The sequence below is a fragment of the Qipengyuania profundimaris genome (assembly GCF_030717945.1).
Taxonomy (GTDB): Bacteria; Pseudomonadota; Alphaproteobacteria; order Sphingomonadales; family Sphingomonadaceae; genus Qipengyuania; species Qipengyuania profundimaris.
In genome coordinates this window covers 2,710,235-2,733,902 of the sequence record NZ_JAVAIM010000001.1, presented here as the reverse complement: position 1 = coordinate 2,733,902, position 23,668 = coordinate 2,710,235, and the positions used below count along the sequence as shown (strand labels likewise).

The 23,668-nt window shown below is 64.1% G+C and carries 24 protein-coding genes; 8 read left to right on the top strand and 16 right to left on the bottom strand.

From position 1 onward, the window contains the following. Window positions 1-78 precede the first annotated feature (78 nt). The 3 genes from katG to ahpC form a co-directional block, all read right to left on the bottom strand. Window positions 79-2,295: a catalase/peroxidase HPI gene (katG, locus tag Q9K02_RS13545; RefSeq protein WP_305933374.1), complete on the bottom strand. Its 2,217-nt coding sequence runs from the start codon at window positions 2,293-2,295 to the stop codon at window positions 79-81. A gap of 203 nt (window positions 2,296-2,498) precedes the next feature. After that, window positions 2,499-4,088, bottom strand: a complete 1,590-nt coding sequence (gene ahpF / locus Q9K02_RS13540) for an alkyl hydroperoxide reductase subunit F (RefSeq protein WP_305933373.1) — start codon at window positions 4,086-4,088, stop codon at window positions 2,499-2,501. A gap of 252 nt (window positions 4,089-4,340) precedes the next feature. Then, window positions 4,341-4,907 carry an alkyl hydroperoxide reductase subunit C gene (ahpC, locus tag Q9K02_RS13535; RefSeq protein WP_305933372.1) on the bottom strand — a complete coding sequence of 189 codons (567 nt, stop codon included), beginning with the start codon at window positions 4,905-4,907 and terminating at the stop codon, window positions 4,341-4,343. A gap of 243 nt (window positions 4,908-5,150) precedes the next feature. On the opposite strand from ahpC, the gene Q9K02_RS13530 reads away from it, so the two are divergent. Further along, window positions 5,151-5,660 (top strand): helix-hairpin-helix domain-containing protein, encoded by a 510-nt coding sequence (locus Q9K02_RS13530; RefSeq protein ID WP_305933371.1) that lies wholly within the window; start codon window positions 5,151-5,153, stop codon window positions 5,658-5,660. On the opposite strand, the gene Q9K02_RS13525 is transcribed toward Q9K02_RS13530, so the two are convergent. From Q9K02_RS13525 to aroC, 3 genes are all read right to left on the bottom strand, one after another. Beyond that, window positions 5,645-6,229: a ferric reductase-like transmembrane domain-containing protein gene (locus tag Q9K02_RS13525; protein WP_305933370.1), complete on the bottom strand. Its 585-nt coding sequence runs from the start codon at window positions 6,227-6,229 to the stop codon at window positions 5,645-5,647. The two genes, Q9K02_RS13530 and Q9K02_RS13525, sit on opposite strands and share 16 nt — an antisense overlap. Window positions 6,230-6,304: 75 nt before the next feature. Next, on the bottom strand, window positions 6,305-6,883 hold the full coding sequence (locus tag Q9K02_RS13520) for a septal ring lytic transglycosylase RlpA family protein (RefSeq protein WP_305933369.1): 579 nt from the start codon (window positions 6,881-6,883) through the stop codon (window positions 6,305-6,307). 58 nt (window positions 6,884-6,941) lie between these two features. Beyond that, window positions 6,942-8,009, bottom strand: a complete 1,068-nt coding sequence (aroC, locus tag Q9K02_RS13515; RefSeq protein WP_305933368.1) for a chorismate synthase — start codon at window positions 8,007-8,009, stop codon at window positions 6,942-6,944. Window positions 8,010-8,125: 116 nt separating this feature from the next. Here aroC and ruvA point away from each other — a divergent pair, with 116 nt between their 5' ends. From ruvA to Q9K02_RS13495, 4 genes are all read left to right on the top strand, one after another. Beyond that, window positions 8,126-8,731: a Holliday junction branch migration protein RuvA gene (ruvA, locus tag Q9K02_RS13510; protein ID WP_305933367.1), complete on the top strand. Its 606-nt coding sequence runs from the start codon at window positions 8,126-8,128 to the stop codon at window positions 8,729-8,731. After that, window positions 8,728-9,288, top strand: a complete 561-nt coding sequence (locus Q9K02_RS13505; RefSeq protein ID WP_305933366.1) for a DsrE family protein — start codon at window positions 8,728-8,730, stop codon at window positions 9,286-9,288. The genes ruvA and Q9K02_RS13505 overlap by 4 nt, the downstream gene beginning before the upstream one ends. Before the next feature lie 136 nt (window positions 9,289-9,424). Further along, complete coding sequence (gene ruvB / locus Q9K02_RS13500; protein WP_305933365.1) at window positions 9,425-10,450, top strand: Holliday junction branch migration DNA helicase RuvB; 1,026 nt, start codon at window positions 9,425-9,427, stop codon at window positions 10,448-10,450. A 216-nt stretch (window positions 10,451-10,666) separates the two neighbouring features. Next, window positions 10,667-11,743 (top strand): MYXO-CTERM sorting domain-containing protein, encoded by a 1,077-nt coding sequence (locus Q9K02_RS13495; RefSeq protein WP_305933364.1) that lies wholly within the window; start codon window positions 10,667-10,669, stop codon window positions 11,741-11,743. A 16-nt stretch (window positions 11,744-11,759) separates the two neighbouring features. On the opposite strand, the gene Q9K02_RS13490 is transcribed toward Q9K02_RS13495, so the two are convergent. The 3 genes from Q9K02_RS13490 to acnA are packed head-to-tail and all read right to left on the bottom strand — an operon-like array spanning window position 11,760 to window position 15,587. Then, window positions 11,760-12,476, bottom strand: coding sequence for a prolyl hydroxylase family protein (locus Q9K02_RS13490; RefSeq protein WP_305933363.1), 717 nt, complete (start codon window positions 12,474-12,476; stop codon window positions 11,760-11,762). A gap of 16 nt (window positions 12,477-12,492) precedes the next feature. Beyond that, on the bottom strand, window positions 12,493-12,915 hold the full coding sequence (locus Q9K02_RS13485; RefSeq protein ID WP_305933362.1) for a rhodanese-like domain-containing protein: 423 nt from the start codon (window positions 12,913-12,915) through the stop codon (window positions 12,493-12,495). Further along, window positions 12,912-15,587, bottom strand: a complete 2,676-nt coding sequence (gene acnA / locus Q9K02_RS13480; protein ID WP_305933361.1) for an aconitate hydratase AcnA — start codon at window positions 15,585-15,587, stop codon at window positions 12,912-12,914. Before acnA ends, Q9K02_RS13485 begins: the two co-directional genes overlap by 4 nt. Before the next feature lie 231 nt (window positions 15,588-15,818). On the opposite strand from acnA, the gene Q9K02_RS13475 reads away from it, so the two are divergent. Beyond that, complete coding sequence (locus Q9K02_RS13475) at window positions 15,819-15,968, top strand: hypothetical protein (protein ID WP_305933360.1); 150 nt, start codon at window positions 15,819-15,821, stop codon at window positions 15,966-15,968. On the opposite strand, the gene Q9K02_RS13470 is transcribed toward Q9K02_RS13475, so the two are convergent. Continuing rightward, window positions 15,965-16,852, bottom strand: coding sequence for a DMT family transporter (locus Q9K02_RS13470; RefSeq protein WP_305933359.1), 888 nt, complete (start codon window positions 16,850-16,852; stop codon window positions 15,965-15,967). The genes Q9K02_RS13475 and Q9K02_RS13470 overlap by 4 nt on opposite strands. A gap of 149 nt (window positions 16,853-17,001) precedes the next feature. Between Q9K02_RS13470 and Q9K02_RS13465 the strand changes: the two genes are divergently transcribed. After that, window positions 17,002-18,426: a L,D-transpeptidase family protein gene (locus Q9K02_RS13465; RefSeq protein WP_305933520.1), complete on the top strand. Its 1,425-nt coding sequence runs from the start codon at window positions 17,002-17,004 to the stop codon at window positions 18,424-18,426. Here Q9K02_RS13465 and Q9K02_RS13460 read toward each other — a convergent pair. The 4 genes from Q9K02_RS13460 to ispG form a co-directional block, all read right to left on the bottom strand. Further along, a complete protein-coding gene (locus Q9K02_RS13460) occupies window positions 18,423-18,812 on the bottom strand; it encodes a hypothetical protein (RefSeq protein ID WP_305933358.1) in 390 nt (129 codons plus the stop codon). The two genes, Q9K02_RS13465 and Q9K02_RS13460, sit on opposite strands and share 4 nt — an antisense overlap. Before the next feature lie 98 nt (window positions 18,813-18,910). After that, complete coding sequence (locus Q9K02_RS13455) at window positions 18,911-19,606, bottom strand: murein L,D-transpeptidase catalytic domain-containing protein (RefSeq protein WP_305933357.1); 696 nt, start codon at window positions 19,604-19,606, stop codon at window positions 18,911-18,913. A gap of 55 nt (window positions 19,607-19,661) precedes the next feature. Next, entirely contained in the window at window positions 19,662-20,195 is a 534-nt protein-coding gene (locus Q9K02_RS13450; RefSeq protein WP_305933356.1) for a retropepsin-like aspartic protease family protein, read from the bottom strand. Window positions 20,196-20,255: 60 nt separating this feature from the next. Beyond that, window positions 20,256-21,398, bottom strand: coding sequence for a flavodoxin-dependent (E)-4-hydroxy-3-methylbut-2-enyl-diphosphate synthase (ispG, locus tag Q9K02_RS13445; protein ID WP_305933355.1), 1,143 nt, complete (start codon window positions 21,396-21,398; stop codon window positions 20,256-20,258). Between the two features lie 70 nt (window positions 21,399-21,468). Between ispG and Q9K02_RS13440 the strand changes: the two genes are divergently transcribed. Continuing rightward, entirely contained in the window at window positions 21,469-22,470 is a 1,002-nt protein-coding gene (locus tag Q9K02_RS13440; protein WP_305933354.1) for a zinc transporter ZntB, read from the top strand. A 1-nt stretch (window position 22,471) separates the two neighbouring features. Here the strand turns inward: Q9K02_RS13440 and Q9K02_RS13435 are convergent, their stop codons facing one another. Next, window positions 22,472-23,119, bottom strand: coding sequence for a DUF1109 domain-containing protein (locus Q9K02_RS13435; RefSeq protein ID WP_305933353.1), 648 nt, complete (start codon window positions 23,117-23,119; stop codon window positions 22,472-22,474). Continuing rightward, complete coding sequence (locus Q9K02_RS13430; RefSeq protein WP_305933352.1) at window positions 23,116-23,646, bottom strand: sigma-70 family RNA polymerase sigma factor; 531 nt, start codon at window positions 23,644-23,646, stop codon at window positions 23,116-23,118. Before Q9K02_RS13430 ends, Q9K02_RS13435 begins: the two co-directional genes overlap by 4 nt. Window positions 23,647-23,668 lie beyond the last annotated feature (22 nt).

Genomic DNA, 23,668 nt, shown 5'->3' with positions numbered 1-23,668 from the left:
AACCGTAATCGACCCGCCCAGCCGAGGCAGGGACGGAGCGGTTTCGGGGGGCCAAAACCGCTCCGCCCCGCAGTGTCGTCAGCCGTGGTACTTGGCGTAAGTCAGGTCGAAGCGATCGGCATCCATGACCTTGGTCCATGCCGCCACGAAGTCCTTCACGAACTTTTCTTCGTTGCCGTTCTCGGCATAGACTTCCGCTACCGCACGGAGGCGGGAGTTGGAGCCGAAGACGAGGTCGGTCCGGGTGGCATGCCACAGCGTATTGCCGGTCTCCCGGCAAGTGCCGACGAATTCCTCGTCGCCGCTCTCGTCGACCACTTCCCAGATCACACCCATGCCGAGCAGGTTCCTGAAGAAGCTGTTGTCGAGCTTGCCCGGGGTCTCGGTCAGTACGCCGATGCTGTTGCCATGCGCGGTGTGCTTGCTCACCGCACCCATGGCGCGCATCCCGCCGAGCAGCACCGTCATTTCCGGGATACTGAGGCCGAGCAGGTGCGCGCGGTCGATCAGCATGTCCTCGGTCTTCACCGATGCCTTGGTCTTGAGATAGTTGCGGAAGCCATCGGCAAACGGCTCCAGCGGCTCCCAGCTTTCGGCATCGAAGTCTTCGCGTTTCGCATCGCCGCGGCCGGTGGTGACCGGAACGGAAATGTCGAAGCCGGCATCCTTCGCTGCCTTTTCGACCGCAGCCGACCCGGAGATGACGATCGCGTCGGCCATGGAGATCGAACCACGGATCTCGTCGAGTTTGGCGAGGACTTCGCCCAGCTCTTCGGGATCGTTGACCTTCCAGTTCTTAAGCTCGTCGAAGCGGATATGCGCGCCGTTGGCGCCGCCGCGATGGTCCGAGTTGCGATAGGTCGAGGCCGAGGCCCAAGCAGCCTTGACCAGCGCCGGAACCGTGAGGCCACTGTCGAGAACCTTCGACTTGAAGGCGGAAAGATCGCTGTCGGACACCTGCGTTCCGGCGGGCACGGGGTCCTGCCAGATCAGGTCTTCGCTCGGCACTTCGGGGCCGAGGTAACGGACCTTGGGCCCCATGTCGCGGTGGCACAGCTTGAACCACGCGCGGGCAAAGGCATCGTCGAGGGCCGACTGGTCGTTGAGGAAGCGTTCCGAAATTTTGCGATATTCCGGATCGCGCTTCAACGCCATGTCGGCCGTCGTCATGATGGTCGGGACCTTCTTGTTCGGATCCCTTGCATCGGGCGCCATGTCGGCCTCTTCCGGGTCGATCGGCGTCCACTGGTGCGCTCCCGCAGGGCTCTTGGTGAGCTCGTAATCGTATTTGAACAGCAGCCGGAAATAGTCGTTGCCCCACTGGGTCGGGTTCGGCGTCCATGCGCCTTCGATGCCCGAGGTGGTGATGTGGCCCTTGCCGATCTCGTCGGGGTCGGTCAGCCAGCCGAAGCCCATGCGGTGCAGGTTTTCACCCTCGGGCGCGCTGCTGAAGGTGTCGGAAGGTGCCGCGCCGTGGCATTTGCCGAAAGCATGGCCGCCGGCGGTGAGGGCGACGGTTTCCTCGTCGTTCATGGCCATCCGGGCGAAGGTTTCGCGCATGTCGCGGGCCATGCCTTCCGCATCGTGCGGATTGCCGCCCGGGCCCTCGGGATTGACGTAGATGAGGCCCATCTGGATCGCGGCGAGCGGGTTTTCGAGCGCGCGGCCTTCATCGGGATGGATGCGGGTTTCGGCGCCGGTATCGACCCATTTTTCTTCCGTACCCCAATAGACGGTTTCGGGATCGAATACGTCCTTGCGACCGCCGCCGAAGCCGAACACGGGGCCGCCCATGCTTTCGATCGCGACATTGCCGGTGAGGATGAAGAGGTCGGCCCAGCTGATGTGCTTGCCGTATTTCTGCTTGATCGGCCACAGCAGGCGGCGGGCCTTGTCGAGGTTGCCGTTGTCGGGCCAGCTGTTGAGCGGGGCGAAGCGCTGCTGGCCGCTGCCGCCACCACCGCGTCCGTCGCCGGTGCGATAGGTCCCTGCCGCGTGCCACGCCATGCGGATGAAGAACGGGCCGTAGTGGCCATAGTCCGCCGGCCACCATTCCTGGCTGTCGGTCATCAGGTCGGTCAGGTCCTGCTTCAGCGCCTTGTAGTCCAGTGCGTTGAAGGCTTCGCAATAGTCGAAATCTTCGCCCATCGGGTCGGCCGCGCGGCCGCCTTCGGTCAGGATTTCAAGGTCGAGCTGATCGGGCCACCAATCGCGGTTCCGGCGGCCGAAGAGGGCGCGGGTTCCGCTGTCCCCGGTGAAGGGGCAGCCGCTGATATCTCCGGTTTTGGCGTCCATGTAAGTGCTCTCCTTTAGTATAAAGACTCGGTCTCCCGCCCGAGATTGAGAACACTGTGAACACGGGCCGGTAATCCGTCCAATCGATTAAACGGTTCAAATTGATTGGCTGGGGCGATTTTGCGATGGGCCGTGTCACCAGATACGAAAACGCCGCCATCCGCTTGGGATGACGGCGCTTTTGCTTCGGGTTTCTGGCCGGATCAGGCGGCCTTCGCGATTTCCTCGGCAGGCTCGGTGCGGATGAGATAGTCGAAGGCGGAGAGGCCTGCCTTCGAGCCTTCGCCCATGGCGACGACGATCTGTTTGTACGGCACATCCGTCACATCGCCTGCGCCGAGCACGCCCGGCAGGTTTGTGCGGCCCTCTTCGTCCGTCACGATTTCGCCGAACTCGGTCAGTTCGAGGCCGGAGTCCTTGAGCCATTCGGTGTTCGGCACGAGGCCGATCTGGACGAACACGCCTTCAAGCTCGATGCGGCGTTCGTCGCCGCTTGCGCGGTCCTTGAGGACCAGACCGTTCACCTTGCCATTGTCACCGGTAATCTCAGTGGTCTGGCCGCTGGTAACGATCTCGACATTGGAGAGACTGCGCAATTTGGCCTGCAGGACTTCGTCGGCGCGCAGCTTCTCGTCATATTCGATCAGCGTGACATGCCCGACGATCTTGGCAAGGTCGATCGCCGCCTCGACGCCCGAATTGCCGCCGCCGATCACCGCGATGCGCTTGCCCTTGAACAGGGGGCCGTCGCAGTGCGGACAGTAGGCCACGCCCTTGTTGCGATACTCGGCTTCGCCCGGAACGCCGAGATTGCGCCAGCGCGCGCCGGTCGCGAGGATCAGGCTGCGCGCCTTCAGGCTCGCGCCATTGCCCAGCTCGACCGTGTGCAGTCCGCCCTCGGTTTTCGCCGGGACCAGCTTCACGGCCTTGGCGAGATTCATGAGGTCGATCGTGTTCTCGCCGATCTGACGTTCCAGATCCGCCGCCAGCTTGGGCCCTTCGGTATAGGCAGTGCCGGGCAGGTTCTCGATGCCGAGAGTGTCGTGCAGCTGGCCGCCGAAGCGCTCAGCCGCGATTCCCGTGCGGAACCCCTTGCGTGCCGTGTAGATCGCGCTCGCCGCGCCTGCCGGACCACCGCCGACGATCAGCACTTCGAACGGGTCCTTGGAGGCCAGCTTCTCGGCGGCCTTCGCATCGGCATTGGTGTCGAGCTTGGCGAGGATTTCGGCCAGCTCCATCTTGCCATTGTAGAAGGGCTCGCCGTTGAGGAAGGTCGCCGGGACGGCCATCACGTCGCGTGCGTCGACCTCGTCCTGGTAGGTGCCGCCTTCGATCAGCGTCGCAGTAATGCGCGGATTCTCCAGCGCCATCAGCGTGAGCGCCTGCACCACGTCCGGGCAGTTGTGGCAGCTCAAAGAGAAATACATCTCGAAATTGAAGTCGCCTTCGAGGCCGCGAACCTGCTCCAGCAGATCGGCATCGACCTTCGGCGGATGACCGCCGGCCCACAGCAGCGCGAGCACCAGCGAGGTGAATTCGTGCCCCATCGGCAGCCCTGCAAAGCGCACCCACTTCTCCGCATCGCTCGCGCGGCGGATGACGAAGCTGGGTTTGCGGTCGTCCGTCCCGTCGAAGCTCGCCTCGACCTCGTCGTGCAGACCGGCGATCTCTTCCAGCAGTTCACGTGTCTGGCGCGATTTCTCGTCATCGCCCAGTGACGCGACCAGCTCCACCGGCTCGCGCAGATTGGCGAGATATGTGGTGAGCTGCTGTTTCATCGTGTCGTCGAGCATCGTCAAATCCTTGTCATTGCGAGGAGCCCCGGGACGGGGCGACCCGGCAGTCCAGAGAGGCAAATGCCAGCGGCTCTGGATTGCCGCGTCGCCTGCGGCTCCTCGCAATGACGAGGAGCGGGCTGTGGGATGGAAAAGGCCCGGGGCGGGGATTGGGGGAGGATGCCCCGGGCCTTCCAGCGACCCGAGCGGAACTCGGGCTCTTATCGCGCTCCTTCTAGGAGGTATGGGAGCGCGTATGCGGTTGTCGGCTTAAATCTTGCCGACGAGGTCGAGCGAGGGGGCCAGCGTGTCGCTGCCTTCTTCCCAAGCAGCCGGGCAGACCTGGCCGGGGTTTGCGCGGACGTACTGCGCGGCCTTGATCTTGCGGGCGAGTTCGTTGGCATTGCGGCCGACGCCTTCGCAGGTCTGTTCCATGATCTGGATCACGCCGTCGGGATCGACGACGAAGGTCGCGCGGTCGGCCAAGCCGACGCCTTCGCGCAGCACGTCGAAATTGCGCGCCAGAACGTGGTTCTGGTCGCCGAGGAACGGGAAGTTCAGCTTGCCGATCTTGTCCGACGTGTCGTGCCAGGCCTTGTGGCTGAAGTGCGTGTCGGTCGACACGCCATAGACTTCGACGTCCATCTTCTGGAGCATGTTGTACTGCTCGCCGAGGTCTTCGAGCTCGGTCGGGCAGACGAAGGTGAAGTCGGCCGGGTAGAAGAAGAACACTGCCCACTTACCCTTCACGTCCTCGTCGGTGACGTCGTAGAAATCTTCGCCGGCCTTGAAGGCGGTGGCGGTGAACGGTTTGATCTGGCTTCCGATGATACCCATGGGTTGTCTCCGTTGTGGGGTTGAAACTGATGGGTGTCAGATAGGCCGTGGTGCGATGCACAAAAGCGATATGTTGCGATTGCGAGCATCGGAATTATCAATCACCGAGTTGGAACTTTCGAAAAGCGCAACATCGGTGCGATTTCATTGCGTTTTGCGCAATAGTCCGAATTTTGGAGAAATCCTTAGCCGAGCCTGCAATCCCCTGATAATGAGAATGCATCGCAATAAGAAGGATTCGACATGCGTAAATTTGCTTTCGCCGCCGCCATCACCGGTAGCACTCTTGCCCTTGCAGCCTGCTCGGGCGACGCCGAAGACACCGTGATCACCGATGACGCGACCACGCCGGCCGAGATGGAAACGGTCGAAGCCACCGATACCCAGACCGTGATCGATGCCGGGACGGCGGCTGCCGAAGATCTCGCAGGGATCGACGGTATCTCGGAAGAACTGGCGGCAGCCATCGTCGCGGGCCAGCCCTATGCCGACGTGACCGCTTTCAACACGGTGCTAATGGAAAGCCTCACCGAAGAGCAGGCCGCCACCGTGCGCGAGCGCGTGTTCGTGCCGGTCAATCTCAACGAGGCGACCGAAGAGCAGATCCGTTTGATCCCCGGCATGACCGACAAGATGGTCCATGAGTTCGAGGAATATCGCCCTTACGAAGACATGGCCGAATTCGACCGCGAGATCGGCAAATATGTGGACGAGGCGGAAGTCGCCCGTTTCCGCAATTACGTCACTCTCTGACGCATCTGCAGCACGATCCTGACGCCTTCGATTCCCACGAGGATACCGACGTGTATCCAGGCCGTGGTCGGATCGAAGGCGGACAGGACCCAGTGGAGGAAGACGAGCACTGCAGCCGGATACACCAGCCGGTGCAACGTCTTCCATGACCGCTTGAGCGCCCTCGTCGCGATGTCGTTCGATGTCGCGGCGAGTGGCACGAACAGCGCAAAAGCCAGCCAGCCCGCGAGCAGATATGCTTCGCCCGCTTCCGCCAGCACGGCGGAGAACGAGGCCTTCTTCCAGAGATAGATACCCGTGTGGAACGCGGCATAGCCAAAACTCGCCACGCCCAAATCCCGCCTCCGCCGCATCAGCCAGACAGCCCATTTCCGCTTGCGAAACGCGAGCCGGATCGGCGTGACGGCCAACGTCAGCAGCAGCAACCACGCGGCCCAGTCGCCGCTATCGCCGATAGCGTGGCCATAGCCATAGTCGTCGGGCGTGGCGATCCAGCGCCAGCCCATCCACAGGCCGGGCAGGGCGAGGATGAGCCAGAGGGCTGGGCGGGATTTGAGGAAAGATGTCATTGCGAGCAGCCGCAACATGGCCTCCGCCGATTTGGCAAGCCCTAACTGCTCTGCTCTTCTATCCGAAGCTGCGGACTAGTTTATCAGCAAGGCGAGGCTTACCCGGCCGGTGCCCGACCGGATCAATCCGATCGCACTCGCGGCCGCAGTAGACAGATCGATCACGCGATTGCCGTGGAAGGGCCCGCGATCGTTGATTGTCACCACGACGCTGCGGCCGTTGCCCGCATTGGTCACGCGAACCTCGCTGCCGAGCGGCAATGTCCGGTGCGCCGCGGTCCGGCGGGAAGGATCGAAGATTTCTCCACTGGCGGTACGATTGCCGGCCAGTTCGCTGCCGTAATAGCTTGCGTCGCCGCTGCCGATGGGACTTTCCGAGGCGGATGGCGTCGGGTCGGGGCTCGCCGCGGTCGGCTCGAGCGCGGCGACGGGTTGCGCATCGACGCTGGCGACACCCTTGCCGAGCTTGACCACATCGGGCGTCTGGTCTTGCTGCCAAAGCGCACCGCCAAGCGTCAGCGCTGCGGCACCGAGGACGGCGATGCCGGCGGTCAGAAGCTGCCGCTGGGATTTGAGTCTGGTAAAAGCCCGCAGCCTTTCGCGGCGCGTCGGTAGCGTATGGCCGGTGGTATTGTCGTCTTGGTGTTCCCTCACGCCTTATCAGCGAATGAGGAGGGTGCGATGTTCCGAAATCGGCGGAAATCCTTGCATTTCACCCGCATTGCGCGCGGTGGAGCAGCTTGTGGTCGGCCAGCACCAGCGCCATCATCGCCTCCACCACAGGCGTTCCGCGAATACCCACGCAGGGGTCGTGACGGCCCTTGGTGCGGACCTCCGTCGCATTGCCCTCGCGGTCCACACTGGCGACCGGGGTCAGGATCGAACTGGTCGGCTTGAAAGCGACGCGGCAAGTGACGGGCTGGCCGGTCGAGATGCCGCCCGCTATGCCGCCGGCGTGATTGGCCGCGAACTCCGGCCCGTCCTTGCCGGGTGACATGGCATCGGCATTCTGCTCGCCGGTCAGGCGCGCGGCATCGAAGCCGTCGCCGATCTCCACGCCCTTGACGGCATTGATGCTCATCATCCCGCTCGCGAGGTCGGCGTCGAGCTTGGCATAGACCGGCGCGCCCCAGCCGGCGGGCACGCCGCGCGCCACGCAGTCGACCACCGCGCCGAGCGAAGAGCCGGACTTGCGCGCGTTGTCGACCAACTGCTCCCAGCGCCTGGCGGCCTCCACATCGGGGCACCAGAACGGGTTGCGCGCAATCTCCGCGGCTTCGAAATTCGCCGGATCGATCCGGTCGCCCCCGATCTCCGAAACGAAGGCGAGTATCTCCACCTCGCCGACTACTTTGCGCGCAATCGCGCCCGCCGCGACGCGCATCGCGGTCTCCCTCGCGCTCGATCTCCCGCCGCCACGATAGTCGCGGAAGCCGTATTTCGCGTCGTAGGCATAGTCGGCATGGCCGGGGCGATAGGTCTTCGCGATCTCCGAATAGTCCTTCGATCGCTGGTCGGTATTCTCGATCAGCAGGCTGATCGGCGTGCCGGTGGTCTTGCCTTCGAAAACGCCGGACAGGATCCGGACTTCATCCGGCTCCTTGCGCTGGGTGGTGAACTTGTTCTGCCCCGGCTTCCGCGCATCGAGGAAAGGCTGGATGTCGCTCTCGTCCAGCGCGATGCCCGGCGGGCACCCGTCGACCACAGCGCCGATCGCGGGTCCATGGCTCTCGCCCCAGGTGGTGAAGCGCAAGGTCCGTCCGAAGGTGTTCCAGCTCATGACGGCCTGTCTGTCGCAACTGTGGGGCGCTGTCCATTGTGGCTGGACCAATCTTGTCTTGTACCGCAAGAACAAAAGGCGCTCATGCAGCGTAGCGGTAGCGCAGAAAGAAACGAATGATTGCGAAGCTGAAGGGCCTGCTCGACGAAACCGGTGCGGACTGGGCGGTGATCGACGTCGCGGGCGTCGGTTACCTCGTGCACTGTTCGTCCAAGACGCTCGCGGCGCTGGGCGAAACGGGCGAGGCGTGCACGGTCTACACCGATCTGCAGGTGAGCGAGAACGACATGCGGTTGCTCGGTTTTGCCGAGGCGGCCGAGCGCGACTGGTTCCGCCTGCTCACCCAGGTGCAGGGCGTGGGCAGCAAGGTGGCGCTGGCAATCCTTTCCGCCCTCTCGACGGGCGAGGTGCAGCAAGCCTGCTCGCAGTGCGACGCCGCAACGGTGGCGCGCGCGCAGGGCGTAGGGCCGAAGCTCGCCGGGCGGATCGTCAACGAGCTCAAGGACAAGGCGGGCGCGCTGCCAGGCGGCGGCATGGCGGGCGGCGCGGCTCCAACCACCCCGGCAGGCGGGGCAAGCGCCGACGCGGTAAGCGCGCTCGAAAACCTCGGCTTCAAGCCCGCCGTTGCAGCACGCGCCGTCGCGGCGGCACAGGGCGAACTGGGAGACGGTGCGAGCGAGGGCGATCTGATAAGAGTGGCATTGAAGAGGGCAGCAGGATGAAGGTCGATATCATGCGATTTGCAATCACGGCAGCAGCAGTGGCATTTCTGGCAACGATGACGCAGGCGCGGGCGCAGGATACCGAATGGCAGCTTGGGCCGGTATTTACGGACTTCGGTCCGCACGCAGCGGTGGAGGGTATCGACAACCTCCCAGCGGACATAGAATTTTCGCACAGTTTCGACGTGGCCAACCATGGCGAGGGCGAGCAACGCAATCGTGGCATCGAAAGCGCGGCGCGATTCATCAATATGCACGCTGCGCATGGCGCCGATCCCGAGAATATGCGCATCGCCGTCGTCGTTCATGGCACGGCAGTGCTGGACCTGCTGACCGACGAAGCCCGCTCCGCCGGCGACTACGGCGCAACCAATCCCAGTGGCGACATGGTCCGCGCGATGCTGGCGCAGGGCGTGCGGTTCATCGTGTGCGGGCAGAGCGCGGCGGGGCAAGGCATCGGACAGAGCGACCTAATTCCCGGCGTCGAAATGGCGCTCTCCGCCATGACCGCCCACGCGCTGCTGCAGCAGGCGGGCTATTCGGTGAACCCGTTTTGAGGAAACTTCTCGCTTTGGCTGCGAGTTTCGCACTTGGCTCTGTCGCAGGATGGCAGGTCAAGGACTTCCTTGACGTGGATGCCTGCGTCGACGCGGGCGGCGCTTGGGATTACCGCACCGGATCGTGCAGGGCAGAATGACCGAACCCGTCCCCCTCCATTCCCCCGACCGCCAGCCGGAAGACCCGGATGCGGCGCTGCGGCCCAAGTCGCTCGCGGAGTTCGTCGGGCAGAAGGCCGCGCGCGAGAACCTTCGCGTGTTTATCGAGGCGGCGAAGAACCGCGGCGAGGCGATGGACCATGTGCTGTTTTTCGGCCCGCCCGGCCTCGGCAAGACCACGCTGGCGCAAATCGTTTCGAAGGAACTGGGCGTCGGCTTCCGCGCCACCTCCGGCCCGGTGATCGCCAAGGCGGGCGATCTGGCCGCGCTGCTCACCAATCTCGAGCCCAACGACGTGCTGTTTATCGACGAGATCCACCGCCTCAATCCGGTGGTGGAGGAGGTGCTCTATCCGGCCATGGAGGACCGCGCGCTCGACATCATCATCGGCGAGGGGCCCTCGGCGCGCAGCGTGCGGATCGACCTGCCGCCTTTCACGCTGGTCGGCGCGACCACGCGGCAGGGGCTGCTGACCACGCCGCTGCGCGACCGCTTCGGCATTCCGGTGCGGCTGAATTTCTATACCGAGGACGAGCTGCTCAAGGTCGTCACGCGCGGGGCAGGGCTGCTCGGCATGGGCATCGACGACGGCGGCGCGCGCGAGATTGCCCGCCGTTCGCGTGGCACGCCGCGTGTCGCGGGCCGCCTGATGCGCCGCGTGCGCGATTTCGCCAGCGTGCTGGGCGAACAGGTGGTGACGACCATGGTCGCCGACGATGCGCTGACCCGGCTGGAAGTCGACAGCCTCGGCCTCGATGCGATGGACCGGCGCTACCTCACCATGATCGCGACCACCTACAAGGGCGGCCCGGTCGGGGTAGAGACCCTCGCCGCGGGCCTCAGCGAACCGCGCGACACGGTGGAGGAAGTGATCGAGCCCTATCTCATCCAGCTCGGCCTGATCGCCCGCACCGCGCGCGGGCGCATGCTCAACGATGGCGGCTGGCAGCATCTCGGCATCGCACCGCCCAACAGGCCGCAAGGCGACATGTTCGACGAATAGGGCTATCTAGCGACCGAAACGATTGGAGGGGCGGTAGTCCCGATTCGGGACGCAGGCGGTGTAAGGCTCGCTTTTCGGAGCGAAATTACCATTCTGCGGTACTGAAGAAGCAAGGAATCGCACCCGAAGCCGGGATTCGGCAGAACGGTGCGGACAGGGGTCCGGCAAGATCAGGGGGAAGGGCCCCGGTCGAAGGGCCGCGAAGGGAAGCAGTCGATGTCGGTCAAATCAGCTCTTGCCAAATTGTCGGCCACCGCTGCGGGTGGCGCGCTGGTTGCCGGCGGCGCCGTGCATGTGGCGGAGCGTCCGGTCACCGACAATCCGCAATACAAGGCGCAGGCCGTCAAGCAGGTGAAGCAAGTGAAGCAGGCCAAGCCGGTCGTTCGCACCCTGCCGCGCCGCGCCGCGCGCACCATTCCTCCGCGCCCGATCGAATGCGTGCCGTATGATTCGCCGCTGGCTTCGGAAAACCCCGACAACATCTGCCCGCCCGTCTATCGCGAGGCGATGGTGCCCGTGCCTGTCCCGCCGCTCCCTGAAGCGGCACCGGTAGTCGCCGGTGGCGGCGGCGCGCGCTCGATCCCGTCGGGCGGCTATGGCGGCGGATACGGCGGCGGCTTCGGTGGCGGCTTCTTCGGAGGATTCTTCGGCGGCGGTGGCGGCGGCGGCAGCGTCGTCGTGAATTCGACCACGACCACCGGCGGCGAACTGCCCGACATCGATATCGACGTCTCGACCTCGACCTCCAGCGGCGGCACGTCGACCTCCACCTCGACCGGCGGCAGCTCCAGCTCGACCTCGACTGGCGAGGTTTCGACCACCACCGGTGGCAGCTCCAGCTCGACATCGACCTCCACCGGCGAAGTTTCGACTTCGACCGGTGCGGTATCGACCAGCACCGGCGCGGTTTCGACTTCGACCGGCGAAGTCAGCACGACAACGACGAGCAGTTCGTCCGGCGACGTGTCGAGCAGTTCTTCGGGCGATGTGTCGACCAGCACTTCCACCTCGACATCCGGCGATGTGTCTACCAGCACCTCGACCTCGGGCAATGTGACGACCAGCACGAGCTCGTCCAGCTCGACCAGCAGTTCGTCGTCGAGTTCGACCAGCTCGAGCACGTCGAGCTCGTCCAGCACCAGCACCAGCAGTTCGACTTCGGGCTCCACTACCGGTAGCACGAGCGGCACCGAAGTCCCTGCGCCGCCGATGATGGCGCTGTTCGGGATGGCGGCTGCAGCCGTGCTGGGTCGGCGCAAGTTCCGGGTGAAGCGCGGGCCGGGTCAGGTTTAGGCGCTGGCGTGCAGCCTCAACGGTAGTTGCGGCTCCACTCGCCCTGGCGGTACCATTGGGTGATTACGTATTTGCGGCCCGCCGTCACCGGCAGGGCCGCGTGCCGCGTATTGCGGTTCGGGCGGCCCTTGCGATCCATATTGTTCCAGGCGACCAGTAGGCCCGGCTCGGGCGTGATGGTCAGGCCAAGTCGCGGGAATTCGGTCGCGCCGCCTTCGTCCACCGTGTTCAGATAGACCATGGCCGACCAGCTACGCTGCCCGCCGCGCCGCCGCTCTTGCCGCCAATGCGGGCGCTCGCTGCGGAAAAAATCGCAATGGTGGCGGTATTCCTCGCCTTCGAGGTAACGCTGCCCCTGGATCGTTTCAGCATGCACGCGGTCGATCCCGAGCACCTCGTCGATCATGCGGCCGAGCGCGGTAGTTTCGGGCGCTTCGGTGGCGAAGAAATGCGTCGAGCTTGTCCGCCCGGAGGGATACTGGCTTTCCGAAAACAGCGTCGATGGGCGCAGGCGGGTTTCGATGATCGTCACCAGATCGGCGCATTGCGCGGCGCTGAGGAAGCCGGGGAGCAGGAACAGTTCGGCCTTGCGCCCGCCGCGCTCCTCGGCGCTAGGGTTTGCTGCCAGTCGCGCGCGGACATCATCGCCGATCCTTGCCAGTTTGACAGGGTCGGCCATCGGGTCGGGCGTGGTGCCGCCGACGATCTGCGCGAGGCGTGAGCGGAGCGACATATTGCGCCGCCGGCCTTCAGTTACGCTGGACGGGCAACCCGGCGGCTTCCCAGGCGAGAATGCCGCCCTCGAGATGCACTGCATTGCGGCCCGTAGCCTCCGATAGACGGTCGGCGGCGATGCCGGAGCGACGGTCCGACCGGCAATAGAGCACTCGCTGCCCGCCCTCCGGGTCGGGCAGAGCGGCAGGATCGAATGTGTCGAGCGGTATGTTGACCGCCCCTTCGAGATGGCCCTCCGCAAACTCTTCGGGCGTGCGCACATCGATCAGCTGGATCGGTTCACCGGCCTCCAGCCGTGTCGAGAGCGCGCGCGGCTCGATCGTCAGGACACCGGCGTCGGCACCCGCGATCTGCGTGTCCTCGGCCTGTGCTCCGCCACCGGCACAGGCGGCGAGTAGCCCCGCCGCCAGACCGGTGAAGAGCGCCTGCCGGATCACGCGGCGGCCAGCTTGCGCAGCACGTAATGGAGGATGCCGCCGTTGCGGTAATACTCCATCTCGTTGGCTGTATCGATGCGGCACAGCGCAGTGAAGCTGGCCTTGGAGCCGTCCTCATGCGTGACTTCCACTTCGACGTCCTGCCCGGGGGTCAGATCGGCAAGGCCCTTGATCGAGAAGGTGTCGTTCGCGCCAAGGCCAAGGCTCTGGCGCGTGTCGCCGTCCTTAAACTGCAGCGGCAGCACGCCCATGCCGATCAGGTTCGAGCGGTGGATACGCTCGTAGCTCTCGACGATGACAGCGCGCACGCCGAGCAGGATAGTGCCCTTGGCTGCCCAGTCGCGGCTGGAGCCGGTGCCGTATTCCTTGCCCGCGATGACGACGAGCGGCGTGCCGTCTTCCTTGTGCTTCATCGCCGCATCGTAGATCGGCATCTGCTCGCCCTTGTAGGTGGTGTAGCCACCCTCGACGCCGGGGACCATTTCGTTCTTGATGCGGATATTGGCGAAGGTGCCGCGCATCATGACCTCATGGTTGCCGCGGCGCGAGCCATAGCTGTTGAAGTCCGCCTTCGAGACTTGGTGGCTCTTGAGGTATTCGCCAGCGGGCGAATCTTCCTTGATCGAGCCGGCCGGGCTGATGTGGTCGGTCGTGGTCGAATCGCCGAGGATCGCCAGCGGCTTCGCATCGGTGATGTCGGTGACCGGAGCGGGCTCCATCTCCATGCCCTCGAAGAACGGCGGGCTGGCGACATAGGTGCTGGTCGGGTTCCAGCGATAGGTGTCCGACGCTTCCACATTGATCGCCTGCCAGTGCTCGTCACCCTTGTAGACGTCGGCATAGCGGCTTTCGAACATCTGGCGGTCGATATTGGCTGCGCGATGTTCGGCAATTTCCTGATTGGTCGGCCAGACATCGGCCAGCATCACGTCGTTACCGTGCTGGTCCTGCCCCAGCGGAGTTTCGGTGATGTCCTGCGTCACCGTGCCGAGGATCGAATAGGCGACCACGAGCGGCGGCGAAGCGAGGAAGTTGGCGCGCACGTCGGGCGACACGCGGCCTTCGAAATTGCGGTTGCCCGACAGGACACTGGCGGCGACGATATCATTGCCGTTGATGGCCTTGCTGATCGGCGGCGCAAGCGGGCCCGAGTTGCCGATGCAGGTGGTGCAGCCATAGCCGACGAGGTCGAAGCCCATGGCGTTGAGATCGTCCTGCAGCCCCGACTTCACGAGGTAGTCGGTAACCACCTGCGAACCCGGTGCGAGGCTGGTCTTGACCCACGGCTTGGGCTTAAGGCCCTTCTCATGCGCTTTCTTGGCGACAAGGCCGGCCGCAATCAGCACATCTGGGTTGGAGGTATTGGTGCAGCTGGTGATGGCCGCAATGACCACATCGCCATCGCCGACATCATGGTGCGTATCTTCCACGTCGACGCGCAGCGGCTGGTCCTTGCCGTAGATCGACTTCAAATCGGTGTTGAACAGCTCGTCCACCTGCGGCAGCGCGACACGGTCCTGCGGGCGCTTGGGTCCGGCGAGGCTGGGGACGACCTTCGACAGGTCGAGGTCGAGCGTCTTGGTGAACACCGGCTCGTTTTCCGGCGTGAACCACATGCCCTGTTCTTTCGAATAGGCTTCGACCAGCGCGATCGTTTCTTCGTCGCGACCGGTCAGACGCATGTATTCCAGCGTCTTGTCGTCGATGCCGAAGAAGCCGCAGGTCGCGCCGTATTCGGGGGCCATGTTGGCGATCGTCGCGCGGTCGGCGAGGGTGAGATTTGCGACGCCTTCGCCGTAGAATTCGACGAAGCGGCCGACCACGCCGACTTCGCGCAGCATTTGCACGCAGGTCAACACAAGGTCGGTGGCGGTCACGCCTTCGGCCATCGCGCCGGTCAGCTTGAAGCCGACGACTTCGGGGATGAGCATCGAAATCGGCTGGCCGAGCATCGCGGCTTCCGCCTCGATCCCGCCGACGCCCCAGCCAAGCACGCCGAGGCCGTTGATCATCGTCGTGTGACTGTCGGTGCCGACGCAGGTGTCGGGATAGGCGATAGCCTGCCCGTCGGGGTCCTCGGAAGACCACACGCCCTTGCCGATATATTCGAGGTTCACCTGGTGGCAGATGCCGGTGCCCGGAGGCACGGCGGAGAAGTTCTCGAAGCTCTTCGAGCCCCATTTGAGGAAGTCGTACCGTTCCGCATTCCGGGCGTATTCGAGTTCGACGTTCTTCTCGAACGCCTTGGGGTGTCCGAATTCGTCGACCATGACCGAGTGGTCGATCACGAGGTTCACCGGAACCTGAGGATTGATCTTTGAGGTGTCGCCACCGAGCTTGCCGATCGCATCGCGCATGGCGGCGAGGTCGACCACGCAAGGCACACCGGTGAAATCCTGCAACAGCACGCGCGCCGGGCGGTACTGGATTTCCTTGCCGGTCTTGGGGTCCTTCTGCCAGTCGGCGATCGCCTTCGCATCGTCGGTCGAAACGGTGAAGCCGTCGTCTTCGAACCGCAGCATGTTCTCCAGCAGGACCTTGAGGCTGAATGGCAGTTTCGACACGTCGCCGATCTTTTCCGCAGCCTTGGCGAAGGAGTAGTAAGCGTAATCCTTGCCGTTCACGGTGAGGGTGGAGCGGGTTCCGAGCGTGTCCTTGCCGACCTGGGTCATGCGCGCGATTTTCCTTTCAGTTGAGAGCCGTCACCGGACCAATGGCTGGAGCGGCCGAATGTGCCGCGCACCTGCGCGCAAAACGGGTAAAAATCAAGGGTGCTGCGTGCTCCAGCGCAAGCATTGCGGGAACGAAAAGGCTGCTTCAGGGCTTATTAAGGCAAAATAATGGCATTCTTGATTGCATGGAGCGCGTGACGCGTTCGCACTGCGACCACAAGGGGAACATCAATGGGTTCGCAAACCATCAAACGGCAGCGCACGAAGCGCACCATCCGCACGGCGATCGTCGCCGGATCGCTTATCGTTGCAGGCTGCTTCACCGCGGCATTCACTTTCGCGGAAGAAACCGCGACGGCGGCCGAACGACCAGTCCGCTAGACGGCAGCCGGTTCCGGCCTGACGCCGGTGGTGGCAATCCAGCAGCCCGCCACGATCAGGACTGCGCCGCCTGCCGCGGTCCAGGTCACATTCTCTCCCAGCATGAGCCAGCCGAAGAGCGAGGCCCAGACGAAGCTGGAATATTCAAGCGGGACCAGCACCTGTGCTTCCGCCCGCGCATAGGCCCACGCCATCGTCAGCGCGCCGCCTACCGTCAGGAGTGCACCTGCCGTCACATCGCCGAGCGCCTCGGTCGGCGGGAGGCGAAACAGGAACGGCGCTGCGAGCAGGTAGATGCAGCCAGCGATCCCCATGTAGAATGTCGCGACCTCCAGCGGCTTGGCGACCAAGGCCTGCTGGCGTTGCAGCACCAGGTTCCAGGCGTAGAGTAGGGCCGAGAGTGTGATCGACGCAAGACCGACCATCGTGTCTTCGTTGAGATTGCCCCTGCCGAACTTGCCTCCCACGATCACGAGTACGCCCACAAGGCCCAGCACCGCGCCCCAAACGGCGCGGGGGCGCAGGCGCTCGCCGAGCAGAAACGCCGCGAGGTAAAGCGAGACGATCGGCGCAACGAAGGAAATCGCGATCGTTTCCGCCAGCGGCAGCTTCGTCAGCGCGAAGAAGAAGGTCAGCGCCATGATCGAACCGACCGCACCGCGCGTCAGGTGGATTTTCATGACGGCGCGGGCAGGCCATTTCGAGCGGAGCGCGAGCCAGATCGGCGCCACGAGCGCGAAAGCAATCCCGGCCCGCATCAGTGCCGCCATATAGGCGCCCATCGCCAGCGCGGCGTTTTTCATGAAGGCATCCATCAGCGAGAGCATCGCGATACCGGCAGCGGTCGCCAGCACGGGCCTGAGAGGAGATGCGGACGCGCTCATCCGTGCGTCCCTAGGGGCGAGGCCCGGTTTCGTCATTAAAATGTGCGCCAGTTCAGCCTTTCGACAGCCAGTTTCTTGGACAGTCGCAGGCAATCGCTTATATTGCCGCTGTCCGCCAATCGGGACTGGCGGCGCAACTGGTGGAACAGATGACCAAGATGAAATTCCTTATCGGCACCGCATGCAGCGCAGCGCTCGTCGCGACTTCGGCCATAGCGCAGGACAATGCGCCGGAAAATCTCCTGCCGCCCGAGCCTGAGAAAGTCAGCGAGCCGCTGCCGGACATGCGCGAAGCCGCGCCGCAGATGAATGCACAGCAGAGCGTCGACGATGCCTTCGGCGATATCCGCATGCGCAGCGGCGAGGTGGTGCAGGAAATTCCTTCGCTGGTCGGCGAATGGAGCGCCGCCGATGCGGCCAAGCTGCTCGCCTTCATCCCGACCGTCGAAGCCGAAGGGCTGGTCCCGGCGGATTACGACAGCGCTGCGTTGCAGTCCGCGATCACGGCGGGTGAGAGCCCCGCGCTCAACGAAATCGCCAGCCAAATCTTCGTGTGGCTGGTCGAGGATCTGCGCGACGGCCGCACACCGATGGACGCGCGCAAGCAGTGGTTCGTGGTCGATCCCGACGCGGACACCAACCCGACGCACAAGCTGCTCGAGAATGCGCTCGCCACCGGTCAGATCGCCGAGACGCTGGCTTCGCTCAATCCCGTCGCGCCCGATTACGCGCGGCTCAAGGAAGAGCTGGCCAAGACCACCGATGCGAAATCGCGCAAGCTGATCCGCGCGAACATGGACCGCTGGCGCTGGCTGGGGCAGGACCTCGGCAAGCGGTACCTGCTCACCAATGTGCCGGAATATCAGTTGCGGCTGACGGTCAACGACCGGATCATCAAGAATTACCGCGTGGTCGTCGGCAAGCCCGGCCGCACCGCGACGCCGCAGCTCGCCGAGATGGTGGAAGCGGTGATCTACAACCCGACCTGGACCGTCCCGCAATCGATCGTGAAAGGCGAAGGTCTGGGCGCCAAGGTGCTGGGCAATCCCGGCTGGGCGCGGGCCAATGGCTACAAGGCGACCAAGGGTGCCAACGGTTGGGTCACGGTGGTGCAGCAGCCGGGCCCGGGCAATTCGCTCGGCCTGATGAAGCTCGACATGCCGAATGAGCATGCGATCTTCCTCCACGACACGCCGAGCCGCCACCTGTTCGCCCAAGACAACCGCGCATTGAGCCACGGCTGCATCCGCGTGCAGGGTGCTCGCGAACTGGCGATGACCATGTCGATGCTGGGCAATGCGAAAAGTAAGGAAGACCTTCCGCGCATTCAGGAGGAAGTCTCCGAGATCACCCAGAGTGGCGAATACACGCGCTATGCGATGGAACGGCAGTGGCCGGTCTACATCACCTATTTCACCATGGGCGTGGACGTGAACGGCAATCTGACCAAGTTCGCCGACATCTATGGCCGCGACGCCCCGGTGCTCGCCGCGCTGGACGCTCCGCGCCAGCGCGACCGCGCGCGCGAGACGAGCGAAGAAGCCGTCGAGATCATCGACGACATGCAGACCTAGGTAGGTATCGAGCCTTCGATCCGCCGCTTTCGTTTCAGCATCTCGTGCCACAGGCTGAGTGCTGCGGCGAAGGCAAAGGGACCGGCCAGGGTGAAAGGGCCGGCAAGCCTTTGCCAGAGAGTCTCATCCTCGTAACTGAAGATCACTGCGAAGATGAAAATCGGCACGGCGGCAAAAGCGAAGATCACGCCCAGCGAGGCATAGCGGGGTGTCCCCATCCGATCGACGATCACGGCGGCGAGCGCACCGAATGTGGCGAGCGACGCCATTATGAAAGGTGCCGCAACCAGCGGGATGACTGTGAAGGCGGCGAAAAACAGGCCCAGCCCAACGCCGGACGCGCTTGCTTCGCTCCCGCTATCAATCGCGCTCAGTATCTGAATCATCGCAACATAGAGCATCCCGCCGCCGAACGTTCCGAAGATCAGCGGGCGAAGCAGGAGATCGCCGACTTCGCGGAAACCGAGCGCCTCTCTCGTGTCGCTCAGAACGCCCCCGGCACCGTTCGTTCGAAGGTCCCGCCGTCTTCTCGGCGCAGCAATTCCTGTGACGCGATGCGCCGACCGTCGTTCTGGATGCCGAGGCTGTCGGCAAAGAGCAGGCGTCCGCCCGACAGGTCGATCAAAGCACGGTCGAACTGCTCGGGACCCATGGCGAAGCAGCCGTTCGAGCGGCCGAGGCGGCCCCAGCGCGCGACATGCTCCGGCGTAGCATAGCCTGCCTTATGCATCACGATCGCGCGGGGCAGGGCGTTGGAATTGGTCGGGTCGAGCCCGTCTAGCCGGATCGAGGTGCCGAACTTCCCGACATACCAGCTGCGCGTCATGTAAGCGCCGCGGCTGGTGCAATGCGAGCCTTCGACGTTCGAATAGCGATTCAGCCACCCGTCGTGCTCCGGATCGGAACCGTCGCCATGGCTGACGTGGTAATTCGCCACGCGCTCGTTCTCGACATCCACGAAATAGAACCGCCGCTCCGCCGAATGGACGCCGAAATCGGCGATCCCGACGATGTCCCGCTTCCAGATATCCCCGCCGACACGGGCGAGCTGTTCGCGCGCGATCTCAAGCAGCACACGGTCGCGTGCAGCATAAGGATTGACTTGGGCAAACACACGCGCGGGAACGGCAGCGATTGCACCCGCTGCCAGCGTCCCCGTCAGAAGATCGCGCCGTCTCATCAGACCGAATGTAGCAGAGCCGCGATAACGGCACCATGAACAATTCGTCGGTTCGTCACCCGCCGAGCACCATCCGGTCGCTCTCGATACGAACCGGCTCGATAGTGCGCAGGAAGCTCTGGCCGAGCAGAGAGACGCCGAGGCCCTCGGGGACGATGACGCCGGGGACATTGCTCGCCTCGTGACCGCCGAGCGAGACATGGTCGAGCTGGACATTTACGCCATAGACCGGTCCGCTCGCTCCTCGCGCCACAGGGCGCACATCGGCATCGTTCCAGTACAGGCCAGCTGCGCGCGCATCTGTGCCGGTAAGGGCGACCATACTGGCACCGGTATCGACCATGAAGTTCACCGGCGTGCCGTTGACTGCTACGCTGGCATAGAAATGCCCGTCGCCTTCGCGCGGCAGGATCGTTTCGCCTGAAGTCCAGGCGGCATAGCTCTTGTCGGCCTGGGCCTGCGCGATTTCGGCCTTTGCCTCGGCGATCCCTGCCGCATCGCCTTCCGCAGACGCGTCAGCATCGGTGCCGCCCCACACGATGGCGACGAAAGAACCGGCTGCTACGGCAAAGAAGAGGGCTTCGCGCATACGAACGAATGTCGCAGGCCAAGCTTAAAAACGGGTAAAGCGAACAGTCGCCTGGGGGGGTTATTCCGCCGCTTCCTTCGCATGCGGGTCGAAGGCAATCGCATCGCCCGCCTCGATCAGCGCGGCCTTTTCCTCAACCAGCTTCACGATGTGGTCGAGCATGTCCTCGCTCTCGATATGGTGGTCCTTAACGCCCGAGAGATAGACCATATGCTTGCCGCTGCCGCCGCCGGTCAGGCCGATATCGGTCTCGCGCGCCTCGCCGGGGCCGTTCACCACGCAGCCGAGGACCGAGAGGCTCATCGGCGTCTTGATATGCTCCAGCCTCTTCTCCAGCGCTTCGACCGTGCGGATCACGTCGAAACCCTGGCGCGAGCAACTGGGGCATGACACCACTCGCACGCCGCGGGTGCGCAAGCCGAGCGACTTCAGGATTTCGTAGCCGACCTTCACTTCCTGCTCCGGCTCGGCCGAAAGCGAGACGCGGATCGTGTCGCCGATCCCGGCCCACAGCAGGCTGCCGATGCCGAGTGCGCTCTTGACCGTGCCGCCGACCAGCCCGCCCGCTTCGGTAATGCCGAGATGCAAGGGACAATCGACCGCCTCGGCCAGCCCGTGATAGGCCGCCACGGCCAGGAACACGTCGCTCGCCTTCACCGCTACCTTGTATTCGTGAAAGTCGTGATCCTGCAGCAGCTTAATATGATCGAGCGCGCTTTCGATCAGCGCTTCGGGGCAGGGCTCGCCGTATTTCTCCAGCAGGTCTTTCTCGAGGCTGCCGGCATTCACGCCGATGCGGATGGCGCAGCCATTGGCCTTGGCCGCGCGGACGACCTCCGCCACGCGCTCGGACGAGCCTATGTTGCCCGGATTGATCCGCAAGCAGGCCGCGCCTTTGTCGGCAGCCTCAAGCGCGCGCTTGTAGTGAAAATGGATATCCGCGACGATCGGCACGCTGGCCGCGCGGGTGATGCGGTCGAAGTTCGCGGTCGACTCCTCGGTCGGGCAGGACACGCGGATGATGTCCGCGCCCGCGTCCTCGCAGCGGCGGATCTGGTCGATCGTGGCACCCACGTCCTCGGTCGGCGTGTTGGTCATGGTCTGCACGGTAATCGGCGCATCGCCACCCACGGGGACGTTGCCGACCATGATCTGGCGGGACTGGCGGCGCTCGATATCGCGCCAAGGGCGTACGGAAGACATGGGTGTCGATATAGAGGGCCGATGATGAAGGGGCAATGACAAGCGCCGCGCGCTGCGGCATGACACACGTATGAGCGAAGCGACCGACGACACCCAGACCGAGACTCCGCTGCTGTTCGGGCGCGTGCTAGACGGGCAGGGCGGCGCGCGCGAAATCGGCTGGGAGGAGGCACAAGGCTGGCAACCGGCGGCGCCGGGCGAGGTCATGTGGCTCCACGTCTGCCGCAATCGCGACGGGGTGCAGGACTGGCTCGAGAGCGAGTTGCAAATTCCCGAGCCTACCGCAGAGCTGCTCACCAGTGACGCCACTCGTCCGCGTGCCTTTACCGAAGGCGAGACGCTGGTGGCGACCCTGCGCGGGATCAATTTCAATCCCGGCGCACAGCCCGAAGACATGATCTCCATGCAGGTATGGTGCGATGGGCGGCGGTTGATCACGCTGCGCCGCCATCCGCTGCAAACGCCGCGCGAGGTGGTCGCCATGCTCGACCGCGGCAATGGACCGCCCGATGCGGGGGCGACGATCACGCTGCTGGCAGAACTGCTGATTACCCGGATGAGCCAGTCGATCGTCGATATGAACGCCGTGCTCGACGAGCTGGAGCATGACGATCCGGAGGAGCACGCCGAGCGCATGCTCAAGCAGATCTCCACCATCCGCCGCAACTGCCTCGGCCTCAAGCGCCACATGGCGCCGCAGCACGAGGCGCTGGAGCAGATCAGTCGGGATGCCCCCTACTGGTTCGAGGATCACGACCGCCGCGAGATCGCCGAGAGTATCGCGCGCCTGCGCCGCTATCTCGACGATATCGACATCAGCAAGGAAAGCGCGCTGGTGCTGCAGGACGAGATCCGCGCCCGCAGCCTCGCGTCGAGCGAACACGCGACCTACATGCTGACCATCGTGGCCGGTATCTTCCTGCCGCTCGGCTTCCTTACCGGCCTGCTCGGCATCAACGTTGGCGGCATGCCGGGGATGGACGATCCCGATGCCTTCTGGGCAGTCGTGGCGCTGTGCCTGTTCGTCTTCGTCGCGCTGATCGTGATCTTCCGCCGCTTGCGGTGGCTCTAGATTACCACCGCACGAGCGTCGGGACGATCAGGCGACCGAGCAAGGCGGCTACCACTACCGGCAGGACATGCCACACCCCCAGATGGGGCAGAGTATCGATCGGGCAGGCGAGGCCGAGCGAGACGCTGCCGATGGCACCGGCGGCTACGCCAGTGAATGTACCTGCGGCATTCAGTGAAACAGGCGCGCCCCTGCGCAGCCACAGGACCATTGCCGCTGCACTGAGCAAGCCGAGGCCGGTCGACCAAGCGAAGCATTCAAATCCATAAGGGTCGTCGACGAGTTGCGCAAAGGATCCTCCGACAGCCAGTGAAACGAGTGCGGTCGTTGGCAGAAGGCCAAGCATGGCGAAGGACCAGCGTGCGCCATCCTGCGTGTTGCCGATGCGCGGCTGAGCCATACGCAACACCGCAAGTGCCGAGGCTGCGGCCAAGAGGCCCAGCATCCCGTATGTCAGAAAGAAAAGCGGATTGGCCTCACCTGTCAGCATACCGTGCCAAAGCCCTTCGGCAAGGTCGACCAAGCCGACAGTGACAAGCGCGGAAACGACAACGAGAGAAATGCCCTGCCACTGGCGGATCGGCTGCACCGGCGCGAGGTCCGCTGCCAGATCGTCAAGGAGGGAATTGCTAACCCGATTCATACTCATTCTGCTTTCTCTACCAGTGCGGACAGCTTCTTCAGTCCGCGATGGATATTCACCTTGACCAGGCTTTCGCTTTGGCCGGTTTTCTGGGCAGCTTCCGCGATGGAAAGCCCTTCGATCTTGACGAGTTCGATGACTTCGCTCTGCTTGTCGGGCAGATGCACGAACAATCGTTCGAGGCTCATCCGCGCCATCACCGTCTCTTCGTCGCTGCCCTCGGCGGCGTCCCAGTCGCCCAGCTCGTCCTCGGCATTGCGATAAACCTTGCGCAGATGATCGACCCAGCGATAACGTGCGATGGCAGCGAGCCACGGGAGGAAGGCGCGGTCGGGATCCCAGGTGGCACGCTTGTTGTGCACTGCCATGAGGACCTCCTGCACCAGATCGTCGAGCTGGGATGATGCCACGCGGCGGCGGAAATAACGTTCCAGCCACATCTGCACCTCGGACAGCAGGACGCGATAGGCACCGCGATCGCCCTTTTGCGAGGCGCGCATGAGATGCGCGAGGCTGGCTTCGTCGGCGATCATCGCCCGCTCCTTTCCCCCGCAC